Genomic DNA, 16,634 nt, shown 5'->3' on the forward strand with positions numbered 1-16,634 from the left:
GCGGGCGCCGCGGTGGTGCCGGCCGACTTGGCCGGGGCCTGCGCCGCCGGGGCGGGGCTCGCCGGTTTCGCGGCGGGGGCGGCCGGCGCCGGGGAGGGCACCACCGGCGCGGGCACCTCTGGCGCGGGCCGCGTGGCCTGCCAGCCGGCATATCCCAGCACCGCCACCACGACGACCGCCGCGGCCACGACGCCCGTCCGGCCGCCCGTCCCGAGCTCTTTCCACGCCTTCATTCCAGCCTTCCCTGTGGCCCGGCCGGCTTCGGGGCCGGCGCTTGAGTGCCCCTATCAACCCCGCTATCAGGGGCGATGACAAGCCCTTTCGGCACCGCCATTTCACGAGGTCCTCCACCATGACACAAAGCCCGCGTTCCGTCTGCGTCTACTGCGGCTCGCGCGCGGGCACCCGCCCCGCCTATGCCGAGGCCGCCCGCGCAACCGGCGCCATGATCGCGGCCGAGGGCTGGCGGCTGGTCTACGGCGCGGGCGACGTCGGGCTGATGGGAGAGGTCGCCCGCGCCGCCCAGGGCGCGGGGGCAGAGACCTTCGGCGTCATCCCGACCCATCTCTTCCGCTTCGAGCAGGGCAAGCGGGACCTCTCGACCCTGGTCGTCACCGAGACGATGCACGAGCGCAAGAAGGTGATGTACATGAACTCCGACGCGATCGTGGTGCTGCCCGGTGGCGCCGGCTCGCTCGACGAGTTCTTCGAGGTGCTGACCTGGCGCCAGCTCGGGCTGCACGAGCGGCCGATCTTCCTGCTGGACACAGAGGGCTACTGGCAGCCGCTGATGGGCCTGATCGAGCATATCGTCGCCGAAGGCTTCGCACCGGCCGAGATGGCGGGCTTCGTCCACCTTGTGGCCGACACCGCCGCCCTTGCCCCCGCGCTCCGCGCCGCGATGGCGTAAAGCCAGTCGACCGTAGGGTGCGCATTCATTGCGCACCTTTCCCCCACACCCGCGGACGGGCCCTGCCCCTCCTCACCACCCGGCACCCCGAAACGAAAAGGCCCGCCGGGAGGATCCCGACGGGCCTTTCTTCAAACCGGAACTCCGGGGATCAGAGGCGCGAGGCCACGTTTTCCCAGTTCACGAGATTGTTGAGGAAGTTCGTCAGATAGGCCGGCCGCTTGTTGCGGTAGTCAATGTAGTAGGAGTGCTCCCACACGTCGCAGCCCAGAAGCGCGGTCTGCCCGAAGCAGAGCGGGTTCACGCCATTCTCGGTCTTGGTGACCTTGAGGCTGCCGTCCTTGTCCTTCACCAGCCAGCACCAGCCCGAGCCGAACTGCCCCGCACCGGCGGCGGCGAAGGCTTCCTTGAACTTGTCGACCGACCCGAAGGCCTCGGTCAGCGCCTTTTCCAGCGCGCCGGGGATCCCGGTCTTGCCCGGGCCCATCATCGCCCAGAATTGCGTGTGATTCCAATGCTGCGAGGCATTGTTGAAGATGCCGTTCTGCGCCACGGCGCCAGCCTGGTAGGTGCCGGTGATGATGTCTTCGAGCGACTTGTTCTCCCACTCGGTGCCGGCGATCAGCTTGCTGCCGTTGTCGACATAGGCCTTGTGGTGAAGGTCGTGGTGGTACTCCAGCGTCTCCTTCGACATGCCGTAGGGCGCGAGTGCGTCATGCGCATAGGGAAGATCGGGAAGTTCGAAAGCCATTGTGGTATCCTTTCGCGCTGGATGAACATTCCCGGCGAATAAGAGCGCTCACGGCCGGAAGGTCAAGGGCGGGCGCTCATCTGCCCGGCGAAAGCCAGCCATCCCGCGCCTGTCCCGCGCCCGGTTCTAGCGCTTCCGCTCGGTGCAGTCGTAGACGCCCTGCCCGGGCATGTTGCGGTAGTCGACCACCGTGGAATTGACGATCAACCGATCCGCCGCCTTGACGAAATCGGCCTTGAACCGAAAGTCGGCGGCGACCCGGGCGCCCTGCGTCGTGTGGCCCTCCACTCCGTGCAGCGTCCAGGTCATGCGCAGACGGTCGCTGTCGTCCTCAGTCACTTGGGCGGGGATCGGCTGCTTGAAGTGCTTGTAGATATAACCGTCCTCGACGAAGGCGTGGTGCTTCGACGGCCGGTAGACGACCACCAGGAACGCCGGGATGAACTTCGCCTTCTGCCTGACCTTGCAGCGCCAGATCTGGTCGGTCCGGTAGACCCTCAGCTTGGCCTGCGCCGGCATCGCCGTTCCCAGGGCCAGAGCCACGGCCGCCAGACCGGCGACCCGCATTGCGATCCGTTGCGCCATCGTCACTCTCCCACTCGCTACAAGCACCGGCCACCGTTCAGGCCCGTCCGCACGCTGTTCCGGGGCCTCGCCCCTGTCAACGTAACATGCTGCCGGTGCCGGATAACTTTCCGTGAACAGCGGCGCCGGGCGCCGGCCGGCGGGGGCGGAAACCGGTCAGGGCAGACGGGTGCGCCGGGACGTTGCGCGAAACGCCCGGGCACCGTCCCGATTTACGGTTTGAATACGGTGCGAAAGCGGTGCGGAAACGGTGCTGAATCGGCAGGGCGTTTTTCCTGCCTTCCCAAGGCCTTGCTCCGCCCGGCCAAAAGAAAAGGGCGCCCTTCCGGACGCCCCCGCAAGCTCTCGTCAACGCTCTTCCGGCTACCAGGCGCCGACCTCGCCCCCCGCCGCCCCGGCGTTGGAGAGAAGACCGAAGACATAGCCCGCGACCGAGCGGAAGCAGACCAGCGTGAAGGCCCCCTCCCCGTCCAGCCAGAACGCCGCAGAGACCTGCGCCGCCCGGCTGCGCCGCAGCTCGCCCGGCCCGAAGGCCCCAGGCGAAAGGTCCGTGGGCGTCAGCTTGGCCAGGGCCTCGCGCGCGCCCTCGCCCGTGACCCGGAAAACCGCCCGTGCGTCGGAGACGTCGACCGCAAGGTGATGCTCGCCCGCCAGCGCGGTGTTCAGCGCCGCGACGGTCGCGGGCACCTCGGCATAGGGCAGCACCAGCAGCAGCTCGTCCGGCGACATCCAGCCCACGGCCTTGTCGCCCGCGATCTCGATCCGACGGGGGCCGGGCACGCCTAGCCCCACGGCCGCCTTCACCGCCTGCCCGAGCGTCGCCGAGGCAAGATCCCCGCGCAGGGTGATCATGCCGACCGGACCGACCTCCTCGACCCGGACGAAACCCTCGGCCATTGCGCCGCCGAGCGCGCTCTGGGGCTCAGACATTCTGCTTCTCCCCGTCCTTGTCGAAGAACACCGCGTCCACGATCTTGGCCACGACCGACCCGCCGCCGACCTTCGGAAACTCCACCGTCTCGCCCATCCGCTCCGGACCGCGCCGGATCAGGCCCATGGCGATTCCGCGCTTCAGGGTCGGCGAGTAATAGGTTGAAGTCACACGACCTTCCGTGTTGCGCTGGCCGTTCGCGTTGGTCCCCGGCGCCACCGCATAGGCGCCGTCCGGGATCACCGAGCCGTCGAGCGTCTCGAGCCCGACGAGCTTCCAGCGCTCCGGATCGGTCATATGCACCCGCTCCTGCCCGCGCTTGCCGAGGAAGTCTTCCTTCTTCTTCGAGATCGCCCAGTTCAACCCGAGGTCCTGCGGGATCACCGTGCCGTCCGTCTCGTCGCCGATCATGATGAAGCCCTTCTCGGCCCGCATGATGTGAAGCGCCTCGGTGCCATAGGGCATCGCGCCGAACTCCTCGCCCGCGGCCACGACCGCGTCCCAGAAGGCTGCACCTTCCGAAGCAGGCACCGCGATCTCGTAGCTGAGTTCCCCCGAGAAGGAGATCCGGTAGACCCGCGCCCGGAAGCCGCCCAGCGTGCCCTCCGCCCATTGCATGAAGGGCAATGTCTCCTTCGAGACGTCCATGCCGCCGAGCTTTTCAAGCACCTTGCGCGCATTGGGGCCGACGACACCGATCTGTGCATATTGCTCGGTCAGGTTGGCCACATAGACCTTCCAGTCCCACCATTCGCATTGCAGCCAATCTTCCATCCAGCCATGGATGCGGTCCGCCCCGCCCGAGGTCGTGTGGCAAAGCCACTCGTCCTCCGCGAGCCGCACCACCACGCCGTCGTCGGACAGGAAGCCGTTCTCGTTGCACATCAGCCCGTAGCGGCATTTGCCCACCGGCAGCGTGCTCATCATGTTGGTGTAGAGCATGTCTAGGAAGCGGCCGGCATCCGACCCCTTCACCAGGATCTTGCCGAGCGTCGAGGCGTCCAGAAGGCCGACCTTGTCGCGGGTGTTGAGAACCTCCCGGTTCACCGCCTGCTCGGTCGTCTCGCCCGCACGCTTGTAGCAGAACGGGCGGCGCCAATGGCCGACGGGTTCCCATTCCACGCCATGCGCCTCGTGCCAGTCATGCAGCGGCGTGCGGCGGAGCGGCTGGAAGATCTCGCCCCGCGCCTCGCCCGCCAGCGCGCCAATCGGGACCGGCGTATAGGGCGGACGGAAGGTGGTGGTGCCGACGGCCGGAATGGGCGCGTTCAGTGACTGAGAAAGCACCGCGAGACCGTTGATATTGCTCAGCTTCCCTTGGTCTGTCGCCATGCCGAGCGTGGTGTAACGCTTGGTGTGCTCGACGCTCTCGTAGCCCTCGCGCGCGGCGAGCTGTACATCAGAGACCTTCACGTCGTTCTGATAGTCGAGCCACATCTTCATCCGCAGCGCCGGCGGCGCGCCCTGCGGCATGACCCAGACCGGCATGAGCGGAGCCTCGGCCTCGGCCGTGGCCTTGGCGGCGGCGGAAGCCTTCCCCTTGGCACCAAGCGCCGCGGCAGCCGAGGCGCCCGCGGCCTGCGCGTCCACCATCCCCTCGCCCGCCGCCAGGGCGCCGTTGGCGGCGCCCGCGACGATCACGAAGCCCGCGCCATCTGCGCCGGTCGGGGGTTTGGCGGGATCGGGGCGGAACATGGCGCCCGCCTCGTCCCAGATCAGCTTGCCGCCGCAATGGGACCAGAGATGGACCACAGGCGACCAGCCGCCGGACATGGCGACCGCGTCACAGGCGATCTCCTCCAGAACCGCGCCCTCGCCCGCCTGCAGGCAGAGCGTCACGCCGGTAACCCGGCGCGCGCCCTTGACCTTGGCGATCGCCTTGCCGGTTTCGACCCGGATGCCGGCGGCGCGGGCCTTCTCGGGAAGCTCTCCCGTCGCCTCGGGCCGCGCATCGACGATCACCGGCACGATCAGCCCGGCCGCCTTCAGCGCCAGCGCCGTGCGGTAGGCATCGTCGTTGTTGGTGACAACGACGGTGCGGTCGCCCGGGCTCACCGCCCAGTTCACCACGTAATCGCGCGCCGCCGAGGCCAGCATGACGCCGGGGATATCATTGCCCGCGAAGGGCAAGGGACGCTCGATCGCGCCGGTGGCGGTGACGACACGTCCCGCGCGGATGCGCCACAGACGGTGCCGCGGCCGCCCATCACCGGGGGTATGGTCCGCGAGCTTCTCGTCGGCCAGCACGTAGCCGTGGTCATAGACCCCGGCAGCCATGCAGCGCAGGCGAAGGGTCACATTCTCCATCTTTCCAAGGGCTTCGACCGCGGCGTTGATCCACGCCTCGGCCGGCGCGCCGTCGATCTCCACCCCGTCGACCGGGGCACGGCCGCCCCAGTGCGCGGTCTGCTCGAGAAGGAGGACACGCGCGCCCGTCTCCGCCGCGGCCTTTGCGGCCTGCAGCCCCGCGACGCCGCCACCGACGACAAGCACATCAGTGTAGTAATAGAAATGCTCGTAGCGGTCGGCGTCACGCTCCTGCGGCACCTTGCCGAGACCGGCGGACTGCCGGATGAACGGCTCGAAGACATGCTTCCAGGCCGGGCGCGGGGCCATAAAGGTCTTGTAGTAGAAGCCCGCCGGCAGGAAGCGCGCGGCGGTGTTGTTCAGCACGCCAACATCGAACTCGAGGCTCGGCCAGTGGTTCTGGCTGGCCGCGGTGAGGCCGGCGAAGAGCTCGGTCGTGGTGGCGCGCTGGTTCGGCTCGAACCGGCCGCCCTCGCCGAGGTTCATCAGCGCGTTCGGCTCCTCCGCGCCAGAGGCGACGACGCCGCGCGGACGGTGATACTTGAAGCTGCGCCCGACCATCATCTGGTCGTTCGCCAGCAGCGCCGCGGCGAGCGTGTCGCCGGCAAAGCCCTTCAGCCGCTTGCCGTTGAAGGAAAACTCGACTGCCTTGGAGCGGTCGATCAGCCGCCCGCCGGTGGAAAGCCGCGTGCTCATTTCCAGCCCTCCCAGCCCGGTCGCTTCGCCTTGATCGCCGCGACCAGATCGGCCGGCGGTTCCTTGCTCTGCGCGGGATACGTTCCGAATACCTCGAGCGTCGCGGTACAGCGCGCGGCGAGGAACCACTTGCCGCAGCCATGGGCATGGCGCCAGCGCTCGAAATGGACGCCCTTGGGGTTCTTGCGGGCGAACATGTAGGCTTCGTAATCCTCGTCCGAGGAGCCGGCGCCGTATCGCACCAGATGCGCCTCGCCGCCGGGGGAAAGCTCGGTTTCCTCGGCCTTTACGCCGCAGTAGGGGCATTCAAGGATCAGCATGGGCGGGCCCTCGGGGCTGCGGAGGCCGGGCGGGGACTTTGCCCCCGGACCCCCGGGATATGTTCACCAAGATGAAGGAGGCGGGAGGCCATCAGTGCGCCACCCCGGCCGCGACGCTCTCGTCGATGAAGCGGCCCTCGCGGAAGCGGTCAAGGCCGAATTCGGCGGCCAGCGGCCCGGGCTCGCCCTTGGCCATCAGCTCCGCCATCGCCCAGCCGGAACCGGGGATCGCCTTGAAGCCACCCGTGCCCCAGCCGCAGTCGATGAAGCAATTGCCCAGCGGCGTCTTCGAGATGATGGGAGAACGGTCGCCGGTCATGTCGACGATCCCGCCCCACTGGCGCAGCATCTTCAGGCGCGAGATCATCGGGAAGGTCTCGACCAGCGCGCGGAGCGTTTCCTCGATATGGTGGAAAGAACCGCGCTGGGTGAAGTTGTTGAACCCGTCCGTGCCGCCGCCGATCACCATCTCGCCCTTGTCGGACTGGCTCATGTAGCCATGCACGGTGTTGGCCATGACGACCACGTCCATGCAGGGCTTGATCGGTTCGGAGACCAGCGCCTGCAGCGCCACCGCCTCGATCGGCAGGCGGAAGCCGGCCATCTCGGCCACCTGGCCGGAATGACCTGCGACGACGATGCCGAGCTTCTTGGTGCCGATGAAGCCCTTCGTGGTCTCGACGCCGGTAACCTTGCCGCCCTCGGAGCGGACGCCGGTAACCTCGCATTTCTGGATGATGTGCATGCCCATGGCAGAGCAGGCCCGGGCATAGCCCCAGGCCACCGCGTCATGCCGGGCGGTGCCGCCGCGCGCCTGCCAGAGGCCACCGAGGACCGGGTAGCGCGGCCCCTCGATGTTGATGATCGGCACCAGCTCCTTCACCTTTGCCGGGCCGATCCATTCGGTGGTGACGCCCTGCAGCGCGTTGGCATGGGCGGTGCGCTGGTAGCCGCGGACCTCGTGATGGGTCTGGGCCAGCATGATCACGCCGCGGGGGCTGAACATGACGTTGTAGTTCAGGTCCTGGCTCAGCCTTTCGTAAAGGCTGCGGGCCTTCTCGTAGATCGCGGCGGAGGGGTCCTGCAGGTAGTTCGAGCGGATGATCGTGGTGTTCCGCCCGGTATTACCACCGCCAAGCCAGCCCTTCTCGATCACCGCGACATTGGTGATGCCGAAGTTCTTGCCGAGGTAATAGGCCGTGGCAAGGCCATGGCCGCCGGCGCCGATGATGATCACATCATAGGAGGCTTTCGGCTCGGGCGAGGCCCAGGCGCGCTCCCACCCCTGATGGTAGCGCAGGGCCTCACGGGCAATGGCGAAGACGGAGTAGCGTTTCATCGGCACGAATCCCTCGGGCAGCACCGTCCTGCCCCGTTGCGGTTCTGGCTGAGCGCCTATCTAGAGCCCCCTCCCGAAACGGCACAATCGGGAAGAATGCGACATTGGCGCCAGACTGCGGCAGAACGCCCGCCCCGGCGGGGACGCGCGGCCCCGATTGGCCCTTTTGCAATAAGCGCTTTCGCCGTAAACGGAGGGGGCGAAGGAGGGGCGTATGGTCCTTTGGGAATTCTGGATTACGGCGGCGGTGATCACTGCTCTGGTCGCCGTTCTGATGCTGCTCGCGCTTCGCAGCCGGCACGGGGCGGAGCCGTCGGCCGAGCATGATCTTCAGGTCTACCGCGATCAGATGAAGGAGGTCGAACGCGACCTCTCCCGCGGCATCATCGGGGCCGAGGAGGCCGGGCGGCTTCGGGCCGAGGTGGCGCGCCGGGTGCTTGACGCCGACCGCGCGGCGGCGCGCGAGGCCAAGGCCGGCGCCGCCCCCCGCTGGGCAACGCTGTCGGCGAGCCTGGCGGTGCTCCTCCTCGGACTGGGGGCCCTGGCGCTTTACGACCGGCTTGGCGCGCCAGGCTATGCCGATCTTCCGATGGCCGAACGCCTCGCCGCCTCGCGTCAGGCGATGCACGACCGGCCGAGCCAGGCACAGATGGAGGCCGAGGCACCGAAGCCGCCGGCGGTCAAGGCCGATCCGAAATACCTCGCCCTGATCGCGCAGCTCCGCGCGGCGGTGAAGGATCGCCCCGACGACCTGCAGGGCCAGCGCCTCCTGGCCGAGAACGAGGCGCGGCTGAACCATTACGACGCGGCCTGGAAGGCGCAGGCACAGGTGATCCGGCTGGAGGGCGCGAAGGCCACGGCTAAGGATTACGCCCTGCAGGGCGAGCTGATGGTCCTGGCTGCCGGCGGCCGGGTCTCGCCCCAGGCCGACCCGCTTCTGGCCGAGGCGCTGAAGCGCGATCCGAAGAATGCGACCGCCCGGTTCTTCACCGGACTGCTCTACGAACAGGTCGGACGGCCCGACCTGACCTTCCAGCTCTGGCAGCCGCTGCTGAGCGAGGGGCAGAAGGCCGCGCCCTGGACCGCCGCGATCCGCGGGCAGATCGAGGCCGTCGCCCAGGCCGCCGGCATCAACTACCAGCTGCCGCCCGATCAGGGCACCGCTGGCCCGACCGCCGGCGATATGGCGGCGGCCGCGACGATGAGCCCGGCCGAGCGCCAGCAGATGATCCGCGGCATGGTCGAGCAGCTCTCCACCCGGCTGGAGACGCAGGGCGGCTCGCCCGCCGAATGGGCGCAACTCATCAAGGCCTATGGCGTGCTGGGGGAGACCGACAAGGCCAAGGCCACCTGGCTGAAGGCACAGGCCGCCTTTGCCGGCGATGCAGAGAAGCTTGCCCCGGTCCGGGCGGCAGCCGACGCCGCGGGGGTGGCCGGATGAGCGTCATCGAGGAGATCGAGGGCTTCGCCGCGGCCCTCCCCCGCGGCCGGCCCATCGCCGGACTCGACCTCGGCACCAAGACGATCGGGGTGGCGCTGTCCGACCGCCTTCTTTCCATCGCGACGCCGGTGGAGACGATCCGGCGCACCAAGTTCACCGAGGACGCCGCGGCACTCCTGGCGCTGACGCAGGCGCGGGAGGTGGGCGGGATCATCCTCGGCCTGCCGCGCAACATGGACGGGACGGAGGGGCCGCGCTGCCAGTCGACGCGCGCCTTCGCCCGCAACCTCTCCCGCCTGACAGAGCTTCCCATCGGCTTCTGGGACGAGCGGCTGAGCACGGTGGCCGCCGAAAGGGCGCTGCTGGAGGCGGATGCGACCCGAAAACGTCGCAAAGAGGTCATCGATAAGGTCGCAGCCGGCTATATATTGCAAGGGGTTCTGGACCGTTTGCAATATCTGAGGCGGGAAGGCGACAGGTGAAGGACGATGTCTGGGAAAGGGCTGAAGTGGACAGCCCCTGCGTGAAGGTCTGCGTGGTCCATCCGGAAGCGCGGATTTGCGTGGGCTGCCACCGCACGCTTGACGAGATTGCAACCTGGTCGCGGATGTCGCCCGAGGCGCGCCGCGCGGTGATGGCCGAACTGCCGACACGCGGGCCGATGCTGCGCCAGCGTCGCGGCGGCCGCGCCGCCCGGCTGCAGCGAGAGGACTAGGCCGGGGCACCCCGGCCTGCCTGGCGGCTTTCCCTGGAAATTACAGGCGGCAGGCCGATGGCCCGCTGCCGAAATCGTTCCTGGCTGGCGTCAGAAGCCGAGCGCCTTGCGCAGCATGTTCAGCGCGACCAGGCACAGGAAGAACGCGAAGACCCGCTTCAGCGGCTTCGGATCCATCGCATGGGCCAGCTTCACGCCCCAGGGCGTGGTGATTAGCGTCATGGCAATGACCAGAAGGAAGGCCGGGACGTTCACCAGACCCACCGTCATCGGCGGCGCGCCCGGCACCGTGGTGAACAGGAAGCTGATCACCGAAGGCACCGCGATCAGGATCCCGAAGCCCGCCGCCGTCGCGACCGCCCGGTGGATCGGCCGCGAGTAAAGCGTCATCATCGGCACCCCGAAGGAACCGCCGCCGATCCCCATCAGAACCGACAGGAACCCCACAAGCGGCGAGAGGATCGCGCGCAGAAGGCCCGTGGGCATTGCCTCGCCCAACCGCCAGTCCGCCCGGCCGAGGCCGAGGTAGAAGGACACGACAAGCGCCAGAACGCCAAAGATGATCTGCAGCGCCTCGGTGTGAAGCTGCGCCACGATGAAAGACCCGACGATCGACCCGATCACGATCCCCGGGCCGAAGCCCTTCAGGATGTCCCAGTCCACCGCACCCTTTCGGCTGTGCGCCATGACGGAACGGGCGGAGGTCACCACGATGGTGGCCAGCGAGGTCGCCACGCAGATCTGCAGGATATGCGGGCCGCCATAGCCCAGATAGGAGAAGGCGTAGAAAAAGGCCGGCACAAGGACGATACCGCCCCCGACGCCCAGAAGGCCTGCCAGGACGCCGCCAAAGCCTCCGATGACAACCAATAGGGCTGCCATCGGCAGCAGGGCGGATGCAGCGGGCATGATGGACCTCCGTGTTCACGCGCGCCTCCAGATAGCGCGAGCGCAATTGACATGCCAGCCCTCTGAGATCCGGGCGAGATTCGGGCTCACGCCTTGGTGGTGGCGGGGTCACAGGACCCAACCGTCGCCATGCTCTCGGGGTTAACTCTTCGGGCTAATGGGAAGTCCAGACGTCAGGCCGCGTCGCGCAGAAGCTCGGCCAGGGCAGCGTCGAGAACGTCGAACCCCGCCCCCGGTCGCGTCGCCCGCTCCGACAGCACCCGCCGCCAGCCCCGCGCCCCGGGCTGGCCGTGGAAGAGGCCCAGCATGTGGCGGGTGATCTGGTGCAGCCGCCCCCCGGACTCCAGGTGACGGGCTATATAGGGCCGGAACTCTTCCACGGCCTCATGCGCCGAGATCCCGCGCGGATCGCCCCAGAACCGCCCATCCGCCTCCAGAAGCAGGGCTGGTTCGTGATAGGCCGCGCGTCCCAGCATGACGCCGTCGAGCCCCTGCTCAAGCAGCTCCTCCGCCTGGTCGAGCCCGGTGATCCCGCCGTTGATCGAGATGTGGAACTGCGGAAAGCGGCGCTTCATCTCGACGACCAGCGGATAGTCGAGCGGCGGGATCTCGCGGTTCTCTTTCGGCGACAGCCCCTGCAGCCAGGCCTTGCGGGCGTGGATTGCAAACCGCGTCACCCCCGCGGCGGAGACGGTTTCGAGGAAGGCCGGCAAAACCTCTTCCGGCACCTGCTCGTCGACGCCGATGCGGCATTTGACGGTCACCTCGACCGGGCTCACCGCCCGCATCGCCGCCACACAGGCCGCGACGCGTTCCGGCTCCAGCATGAGAACGGCGCCGAAGCAGCCCGCTTTCACCCGGTCCGAGGGGCAGCCGACATTGAGGTTAATCTCGTCATAGCCCCAGTCCGCGGCGATCCGGACCGCCTCCGCCAGTTCCGCCGGCTCCGACCCGCCGAGTTGGAGCGCCACCGGATGCTCTGTCGCATCGTAGTCGAGAAGCCTCGGACGGTCGCCATGGATCACCGCCTGGGCGGTGACCATCTCGGTATAGAGCAGCGCGTGGCGGGTCAGCGTGCGGTGGAAGGCCCGGCAGTGCCGGTCTGTCCAATCCATCATAGGCGCCACGCTGAGCCGAGCCGCCGCAGCGGTGCCGCCAGCCGATGTATCTGGATGTCCCATCACCTCAAGGCATTCCATTGCTTGTCCGGCCCGTCGCGCTCAAGGAGCCCTCCTCTAGCCGATCCACCCAGCCTGCACAACCGAACCCGACCCGGCCAAAGCAGTGCGTTCGGGCAAGAGAAAGCAAAATACTTCAAACTTAAAGTTTTTTGCTTGAAATGCAGTTTTCCCGATGCAAGAATTACCGAAACGATGGAAGAGGAACGGGAGCGGCATGAAAATCCTCTGTCTCGGCGGCGGCCCTGCCGGGCTTTACTTCGCGATCTCGATGAAGCTTCGCGACCCCGCCCACGAGGTCACGGTGATCGAGCGCAACCGCGCGAACGACACCTTCGGCTGGGGCGTCGTGCTTTCGGACGAGGCCCTCGGCCGCATGCAGCAGAACGACCCGAAATCGACCGAGGCGATCCGCAGCCATTTTGCCTATTGGGACGATATCGCCGTGGTCCATGCTGGCCATCGCACCGTGTCGGGCGGGCACGGCTTCGCAGGGATCGGGCGGCGGCAGATGCTGGTCCTGCTGCAGGAGCGTGCGCGGGAACTCGGCGTCGACCTCCGGTTCGAGACGGAGTTCAAGTCCGCCGAGGCCTATCGCGCCGAATACGACATCGTCGTGGGCAGCGACGGCATCAATTCCCGCGTTCGCGGCGAATATGCCGAGATCTTCAAACCCGGCATCGACACCCGGCGCTGCAAGTTCATCTGGCTCGGCACGCATCAGAAATTCGACGACGCCTTCACCTTCATCTTCGAGAAGACCGAGCATGGCTGGGTCTGGGCGCATGTCTACCAGTTCGATGCAGAAACCGCGACCTTCATCGTCGAATGCGGACCGGAGACCTGGGAGCGCTGGGGCTTCGATCAGATGTCCAAGGAGGAGTCGGTCGAGACCTGCCGGCGCATCTTCGAACGCCACCTGGGCGGCCATGGACTGATGTCGAACGCAACGCACCTTCGCGGCTCGGCGGTCTGGATCCAGTTCCCGCGGGTCATCTGCGAGACGTGGTATCACGAGAACGTCGTGCTGATGGGCGATGCAGCCGCAACGGCCCATTTCTCGATCGGCTCCGGCTCGCGGCTGGCCTTCGACTCGGCCATCGCCCTGGCCGATTACCTGCATTCCGAACCGACCCTTTCGGCCGCCTTTGAGCGCTACCAGGCCGAGCGGCGTCTCGAGGTGCTGCGCCTGCAATCGGCGGCGCGGAACTCGCTCGAATGGTTCGAGGAGGTGGAGCGGTACCTCGACATGCCGCCTCTGCAGTTCGCGTACTCGCTGCTGACCCGCAGCCAGCGGATCAGCCACGAGAACCTTCGCTTGCGCGACCCTGCATGGCTTTCCGAGGCCGAAGGTTGGTTCCAGTCTCAGGCCGGCGGCACACCCGGCCGCGCGCCGATCTTCGCGCCCATCCGCCTGCGCGGGATGGAGCTGAAAAACCGTGTCGTCGTCTCGCCCATGGCGCAGTACAAGGCGGTCGAGGGCTGCCCGACGGACTGGCACTTCGTCCATTACGCCGAACGCGCCAAGGGCGGCGCAGGGCTGGTCTATACCGAGATGACCTGCGTCAGCCCCGAGGGACGCATCACCCCCGGCTGCCCGGGCCTCTACGCGCCGGAGCACGAAGCGGCCTGGAGACGACTGACCAATTTTGTTCACGCCGAGACGCAGGCGAAGATCTGCGCCCAGATCGGCCATTCCGGCCGCAAGGGCTCTACCCAACTCGGCTGGGAGGAGATGGACAGTCCCCTGCCCCGCGACAACTGGCCGGTGATCTCGGCCTCCGCCCTGCCCTGGTCGGGCAAGAATTCCGTGCCGCGGGAGATGGACCGCGCCGACATGGACCGGGTGAAGGCAGAGTTTGTCGCCTCGACCGAAATGGCGCTCCGCGCTGGTTTCGACATGGTCGAGATGCACGCGGCGCACGGCTACCTCCTCTCCTCCTTCATCTCGCCCACCTCCAACCGCCGGACGGACGCATATGGCGGCAGTCTCGAGAACCGGATGCGCTACCCGCTGGAGGTCTTCGCCGCGATGCGCGCCGCCTGGCCTGAGGATCGGCCCATGTCGGTCCGCATCTCTGCCAATGACTGGGTCGGCGACGATGGCGTGACGCCAGAGGAGGCGGTCGATATCGCGCGGATGTTCTCTGCGGCCGGGGCCGATATCATCGACGTCTCGGCCGGGCAGACCTCGACCCGGGCGCGGCCGGTCTACGGGCGGATGTTCCAGACGCCCTTCAGCGACCGCATCCGGAACGAGGCAGGGATCCGCACCATGGCCGTCGGCAATATCTACGAGACGGACCATGTAAACTCGATCCTGATGGCCGGGCGCGCCGATCTTGTCTGCCTCGCGCGTCCGCATCTGGCCGATCCCTACTGGACGCTGCATGCGGCGGTGGAGTTGGGCGACACGGGCACGGACTGGCCGCTGCCCTATCTGCCGGGCCGCGACCAGGCGCAAAGGCTGCGCGAAAGGCAACAGGAGGCGATCCGGGCATGAGCGCGGCGGAAACTCAGGCACGGCGGGTCCTCGTCACCGGCGGCGGCTCCGGCATCGGCCGGGAGGTGGCGCGGGATTTCGCGGCGTCGGGCGATGCCGTCACCATCTGCGGCCGCAACGCCGCGGCGCTGGCCGAAACCGATGGCGGGCGCGGCATGACGATCCGCACATGCGACGTGACCGACGAAACGCAGGTCGCGGCCCTTTTCGAGACGCCCTTCGACGTGGTCGTGGCCAATGCCGGCCTCGGCACCTTCGCAAAGATCGGCGCGACGACGCTCGAGATGTGGAACCAAACGCTCGCGGTCACCCTCACCGGCGTTTTCCTGACTTTCCGCGAGGCGCTGCGCGGCATGGGCCCGGGCGGGCGTCTGATCGCCATCGGATCAACCGCGAGCCTGAAGGGCGGCGCGCCCGTCCCGGCCTATGCGGCGGCCAAGCATGGCGTGCTTGGCCTTGTCCGCTCGGTCGCGCAGGACGTGGCGCAGAAGGGCATCACGTGCAACGCGGTCTGCCCCGGCTTCGTGGCGACGCCGATGGCAGACAAGGCGGCCGAGGGGCTGATGGCCCGCTTCGACGTGCCACGCGAGAAGGCCGAGGCGATGCTCTACGGCTCGAACCCGGTCGGCCGGATGATCACCGTCGAGGAGGTCTCCGCCGCCGTTCTCTATCTGGCTTCGCCGGGCGCCGCGATGGTCAATGGTCATGCCCTGGCACTATCGGGAGGAGAGATATGAGGGATACGCCCTGCGATCCCCTGTCCAAACGCCGTCTGAAGGCCTGGATCAGGCTTCTCGGCGCGACGCGGCGGGCCGAGAACCACCTGCGAGAGTACCTGCGGGTGAATCACGACACCACCCTGCCCCGGTTCGACGTGATGGCCGCGCTCTGGCGCCGCCGCGACGGGATCAGCATGACGGAGCTGTCGCGAATGCTGCTGGTCTCCAACGGCAATGCCACCGCCGTGGTCGACCGGCTGGAGCGCGAGGGGCTCGCCAAGCGCACCCCGAACCCGGCCGACCGGCGCACCGTTCAGGTCGCGCTCACCGCGCACGGCCTTGCCGAGTTCGAGTCCATCGCGGCGGCCCATGAGCGCGAGGTTAACCAGCTCTTCAGCGGCCTGACCGATGCCGATCTGGATGCGCTGACGGACATCCTGCGCCGCGCGCGGAAGGGAGCTGAAGCGTGACCGATCTCGCGACCTACCAGGCCCGGCATTTCCTTTGGCAGGTGGAGGGCCGGATCGCCCGCATCCGCCTCGACCGGCCGGAGCGGAAGAACCCGCTGACCTTCGAAAGCTACGCCGAGCTGCGCGACGTCTTCCGCGCGCTCGCCTATGCCGATGACATCGACGTGGTGGTCTTCGCCTCGAACGGCGGGAATTTCTGCTCCGGCGGCGACGTGCACGAGATCATCGGCCCGCTGGTCGGGATGGAGATGAAGGAGCTTCTGGCCTTCACCCGGATGACGGGCGATCTGATCAAGGCGATGCTTCATTGCGGCAAGCCGGTGATCGCCGCAGTCGACGGCATCTGCGTCGGCGCGGGGGCGATCATCGCCATGGCCTCCGACCTGCGGCTGGCGACGCCGGAGGCCAAATGCGCTTTCCTCTTCACCCGGGTCGGGCTGGCCGGCTGCGACATGGGCGCCTGCGCCATGCTGCCCCGTATCATCGGGCAGGGCCGCGCGGCGGAACTTCTCTACACCGGCCGCTCGATGTCGGCCGAGGAAGGCGCCGCCTGGGGCTTCTGGAACGCGCTCCACGCCCCCGAGGCGCTCGACGCGGCCGCCATCGCGCTGGCGGAGCGGATCGCGGCGGGGCCGACCTTTGCCCATGGCATCACCAAGACGCAGCTGAACCAGGAATGGAACATGAGCCTCGACCAAGCGATCGAGGCGGAGGCGCAGGCTCAGGCGATCTGCATGCAGACGCGTGACTTCGAGCGCGCCTACCGCGCCTTCGTGGCAAAGGAAAAGCCCGTTTTTTCGGGCGATTGAGGGCAAAATGCGAGGGTACGCCCGGTGGCCATGGGCGCTCGGCCCAATGGC

General features: G+C 67.8%; 17 protein-coding genes. 8 read left to right on the forward strand and 9 right to left on the reverse strand.

The features are described 5' to 3' along the window. On the reverse strand, window positions 1–233 hold a 233-nt coding region (locus EIP85_RS23040), incomplete at its 3' end, for a hypothetical protein (RefSeq protein ID WP_206615558.1). A gap of 119 nt (window positions 234–352) precedes the next feature. Between EIP85_RS23040 and EIP85_RS16270 the strand changes: the two genes are divergently transcribed. Then, on the forward strand, window positions 353–910 hold the full coding sequence (locus tag EIP85_RS16270; protein WP_127903277.1) for an LOG family protein: 558 nt from the start codon (window positions 353–355) through the stop codon (window positions 908–910). A gap of 151 nt (window positions 911–1,061) precedes the next feature. On the opposite strand, the gene EIP85_RS16275 is transcribed toward EIP85_RS16270, so the two are convergent. The 6 genes from EIP85_RS16275 to EIP85_RS16300 form a co-directional block, all read right to left on the reverse strand. After that, entirely contained in the window at window positions 1,062–1,661 is a 600-nt protein-coding gene (locus EIP85_RS16275; protein WP_127903278.1) for a superoxide dismutase, read from the reverse strand. Between the two features lie 126 nt (window positions 1,662–1,787). After that, window positions 1,788–2,246, reverse strand: coding sequence for a hypothetical protein (locus EIP85_RS16280; protein WP_127903279.1), 459 nt, complete (start codon window positions 2,244–2,246; stop codon window positions 1,788–1,790). A gap of 363 nt (window positions 2,247–2,609) precedes the next feature. After that, entirely contained in the window at window positions 2,610–3,176 is a 567-nt protein-coding gene (locus tag EIP85_RS16285) for a sarcosine oxidase subunit gamma (RefSeq protein ID WP_127903280.1), read from the reverse strand. Then, window positions 3,169–6,180: a sarcosine oxidase subunit alpha family protein gene (locus EIP85_RS16290; protein ID WP_127903281.1), complete on the reverse strand. Its 3,012-nt coding sequence runs from the start codon at window positions 6,178–6,180 to the stop codon at window positions 3,169–3,171. Before EIP85_RS16290 ends, EIP85_RS16285 begins: the two co-directional genes overlap by 8 nt. Then, window positions 6,177–6,500: a sarcosine oxidase subunit delta gene (locus tag EIP85_RS16295; RefSeq protein WP_127903282.1), complete on the reverse strand. Its 324-nt coding sequence runs from the start codon at window positions 6,498–6,500 to the stop codon at window positions 6,177–6,179. Before EIP85_RS16295 ends, EIP85_RS16290 begins: the two co-directional genes overlap by 4 nt. A gap of 91 nt (window positions 6,501–6,591) precedes the next feature. Then, entirely contained in the window at window positions 6,592–7,839 is a 1,248-nt protein-coding gene (locus EIP85_RS16300) for a sarcosine oxidase subunit beta family protein (protein WP_127903283.1), read from the reverse strand. Window positions 7,840–8,053: 214 nt separating this feature from the next. Between EIP85_RS16300 and ccmI the strand changes: the two genes are divergently transcribed. Genes ccmI through EIP85_RS16315 form a run of 3 tightly spaced genes read left to right on the forward strand, consistent with a single transcriptional unit; the run spans window position 8,054 to window position 9,995 of the window. Further along, window positions 8,054–9,280, forward strand: coding sequence for a c-type cytochrome biogenesis protein CcmI (gene ccmI, locus EIP85_RS16305; protein ID WP_127903284.1), 1,227 nt, complete (start codon window positions 8,054–8,056; stop codon window positions 9,278–9,280). Then, on the forward strand, window positions 9,277–9,762 hold the full coding sequence (gene ruvX / locus EIP85_RS16310; RefSeq protein WP_127903285.1) for a Holliday junction resolvase RuvX: 486 nt from the start codon (window positions 9,277–9,279) through the stop codon (window positions 9,760–9,762). Before ccmI ends, ruvX begins: the two co-directional genes overlap by 4 nt. Continuing rightward, window positions 9,759–9,995 (forward strand): DUF1289 domain-containing protein, encoded by a 237-nt coding sequence (locus EIP85_RS16315; RefSeq protein WP_127903286.1) that lies wholly within the window; start codon window positions 9,759–9,761, stop codon window positions 9,993–9,995. The genes ruvX and EIP85_RS16315 overlap by 4 nt, the downstream gene beginning before the upstream one ends. Before the next feature lie 90 nt (window positions 9,996–10,085). Here the strand turns inward: EIP85_RS16315 and EIP85_RS16320 are convergent, their stop codons facing one another. Next, entirely contained in the window at window positions 10,086–10,904 is an 819-nt protein-coding gene (locus EIP85_RS16320; RefSeq protein ID WP_127903287.1) for a sulfite exporter TauE/SafE family protein, read from the reverse strand. Between the two features lie 173 nt (window positions 10,905–11,077). Next, a complete protein-coding gene (dusA, locus tag EIP85_RS16325; protein WP_127903288.1) occupies window positions 11,078–12,085 on the reverse strand; it encodes a tRNA dihydrouridine(20/20a) synthase DusA in 1,008 nt (335 codons plus the stop codon). Between the two features lie 214 nt (window positions 12,086–12,299). On the opposite strand from dusA, the gene EIP85_RS16330 reads away from it, so the two are divergent. Genes EIP85_RS16330 through EIP85_RS16345 form a run of 4 tightly spaced genes read left to right on the forward strand, consistent with a single transcriptional unit; the run spans window position 12,300 to window position 16,583 of the window. Further along, complete coding sequence (locus tag EIP85_RS16330) at window positions 12,300–14,585, forward strand: bifunctional salicylyl-CoA 5-hydroxylase/oxidoreductase (RefSeq protein WP_127903289.1); 2,286 nt, start codon at window positions 12,300–12,302, stop codon at window positions 14,583–14,585. Then, a complete protein-coding gene (locus EIP85_RS16335; RefSeq protein WP_127903290.1) occupies window positions 14,582–15,322 on the forward strand; it encodes an SDR family NAD(P)-dependent oxidoreductase in 741 nt (246 codons plus the stop codon). The genes EIP85_RS16330 and EIP85_RS16335 overlap by 4 nt, the downstream gene beginning before the upstream one ends. After that, window positions 15,319–15,774 carry a MarR family winged helix-turn-helix transcriptional regulator gene (locus EIP85_RS16340; protein WP_127903291.1) on the forward strand — a complete coding sequence of 152 codons (456 nt, stop codon included), beginning with the start codon at window positions 15,319–15,321 and terminating at the stop codon, window positions 15,772–15,774. The genes EIP85_RS16335 and EIP85_RS16340 overlap by 4 nt, the downstream gene beginning before the upstream one ends. Continuing rightward, a complete protein-coding gene (locus EIP85_RS16345; RefSeq protein ID WP_127903292.1) occupies window positions 15,771–16,583 on the forward strand; it encodes an enoyl-CoA hydratase family protein in 813 nt (270 codons plus the stop codon). The genes EIP85_RS16340 and EIP85_RS16345 overlap by 4 nt, the downstream gene beginning before the upstream one ends. Window positions 16,584–16,634: the final 51 nt, after the last annotated feature.

The sequence above is a fragment of the Solirhodobacter olei genome (assembly GCF_004010155.1).
GTDB classification, from domain to species: Bacteria; Pseudomonadota; Alphaproteobacteria; order Rhodobacterales; family Rhodobacteraceae; genus Solirhodobacter; species Solirhodobacter olei.

Coding starts and splice junctions, on each gene's coding strand:
- EIP85_RS16270 (WP_127903277.1), top strand. CDS start 353: ATGACACAAAGCCCGCGTTCCGTCTGCGTCTACTGCGGCTCGCGCGCG.
- EIP85_RS16275 (WP_127903278.1), bottom strand. CDS start 1,661: ATGGCTTTCGAACTTCCCGATCTTCCCTATGCGCATGACGCACTCGCG.
- EIP85_RS16280 (WP_127903279.1), bottom strand. CDS start 2,246: ATGGCGCAACGGATCGCAATGCGGGTCGCCGGTCTGGCGGCCGTGGCT.
- EIP85_RS16285 (WP_127903280.1), bottom strand. CDS start 3,176: ATGTCTGAGCCCCAGAGCGCGCTCGGCGGCGCAATGGCCGAGGGTTTC.
- EIP85_RS16290 (WP_127903281.1), bottom strand. CDS start 6,180: ATGAGCACGCGGCTTTCCACCGGCGGGCGGCTGATCGACCGCTCCAAG.
- EIP85_RS16295 (WP_127903282.1), bottom strand. CDS start 6,500: ATGCTGATCCTTGAATGCCCCTACTGCGGCGTAAAGGCCGAGGAAACC.
- EIP85_RS16300 (WP_127903283.1), bottom strand. CDS start 7,839: ATGAAACGCTACTCCGTCTTCGCCATTGCCCGTGAGGCCCTGCGCTAC.
- ccmI (WP_127903284.1), top strand. CDS start 8,054: ATGGTCCTTTGGGAATTCTGGATTACGGCGGCGGTGATCACTGCTCTG.
- ruvX (WP_127903285.1), top strand. CDS start 9,277: ATGAGCGTCATCGAGGAGATCGAGGGCTTCGCCGCGGCCCTCCCCCGC.
- EIP85_RS16320 (WP_127903287.1), bottom strand. CDS start 10,904: ATGCCCGCTGCATCCGCCCTGCTGCCGATGGCAGCCCTATTGGTTGTC.
- dusA (WP_127903288.1), bottom strand. CDS start 12,085: ATGGGACATCCAGATACATCGGCTGGCGGCACCGCTGCGGCGGCTCGG.
- EIP85_RS16330 (WP_127903289.1), top strand. CDS start 12,300: ATGAAAATCCTCTGTCTCGGCGGCGGCCCTGCCGGGCTTTACTTCGCG.
- EIP85_RS16335 (WP_127903290.1), top strand. CDS start 14,582: ATGAGCGCGGCGGAAACTCAGGCACGGCGGGTCCTCGTCACCGGCGGC.
- EIP85_RS16340 (WP_127903291.1), top strand. CDS start 15,319: ATGAGGGATACGCCCTGCGATCCCCTGTCCAAACGCCGTCTGAAGGCC.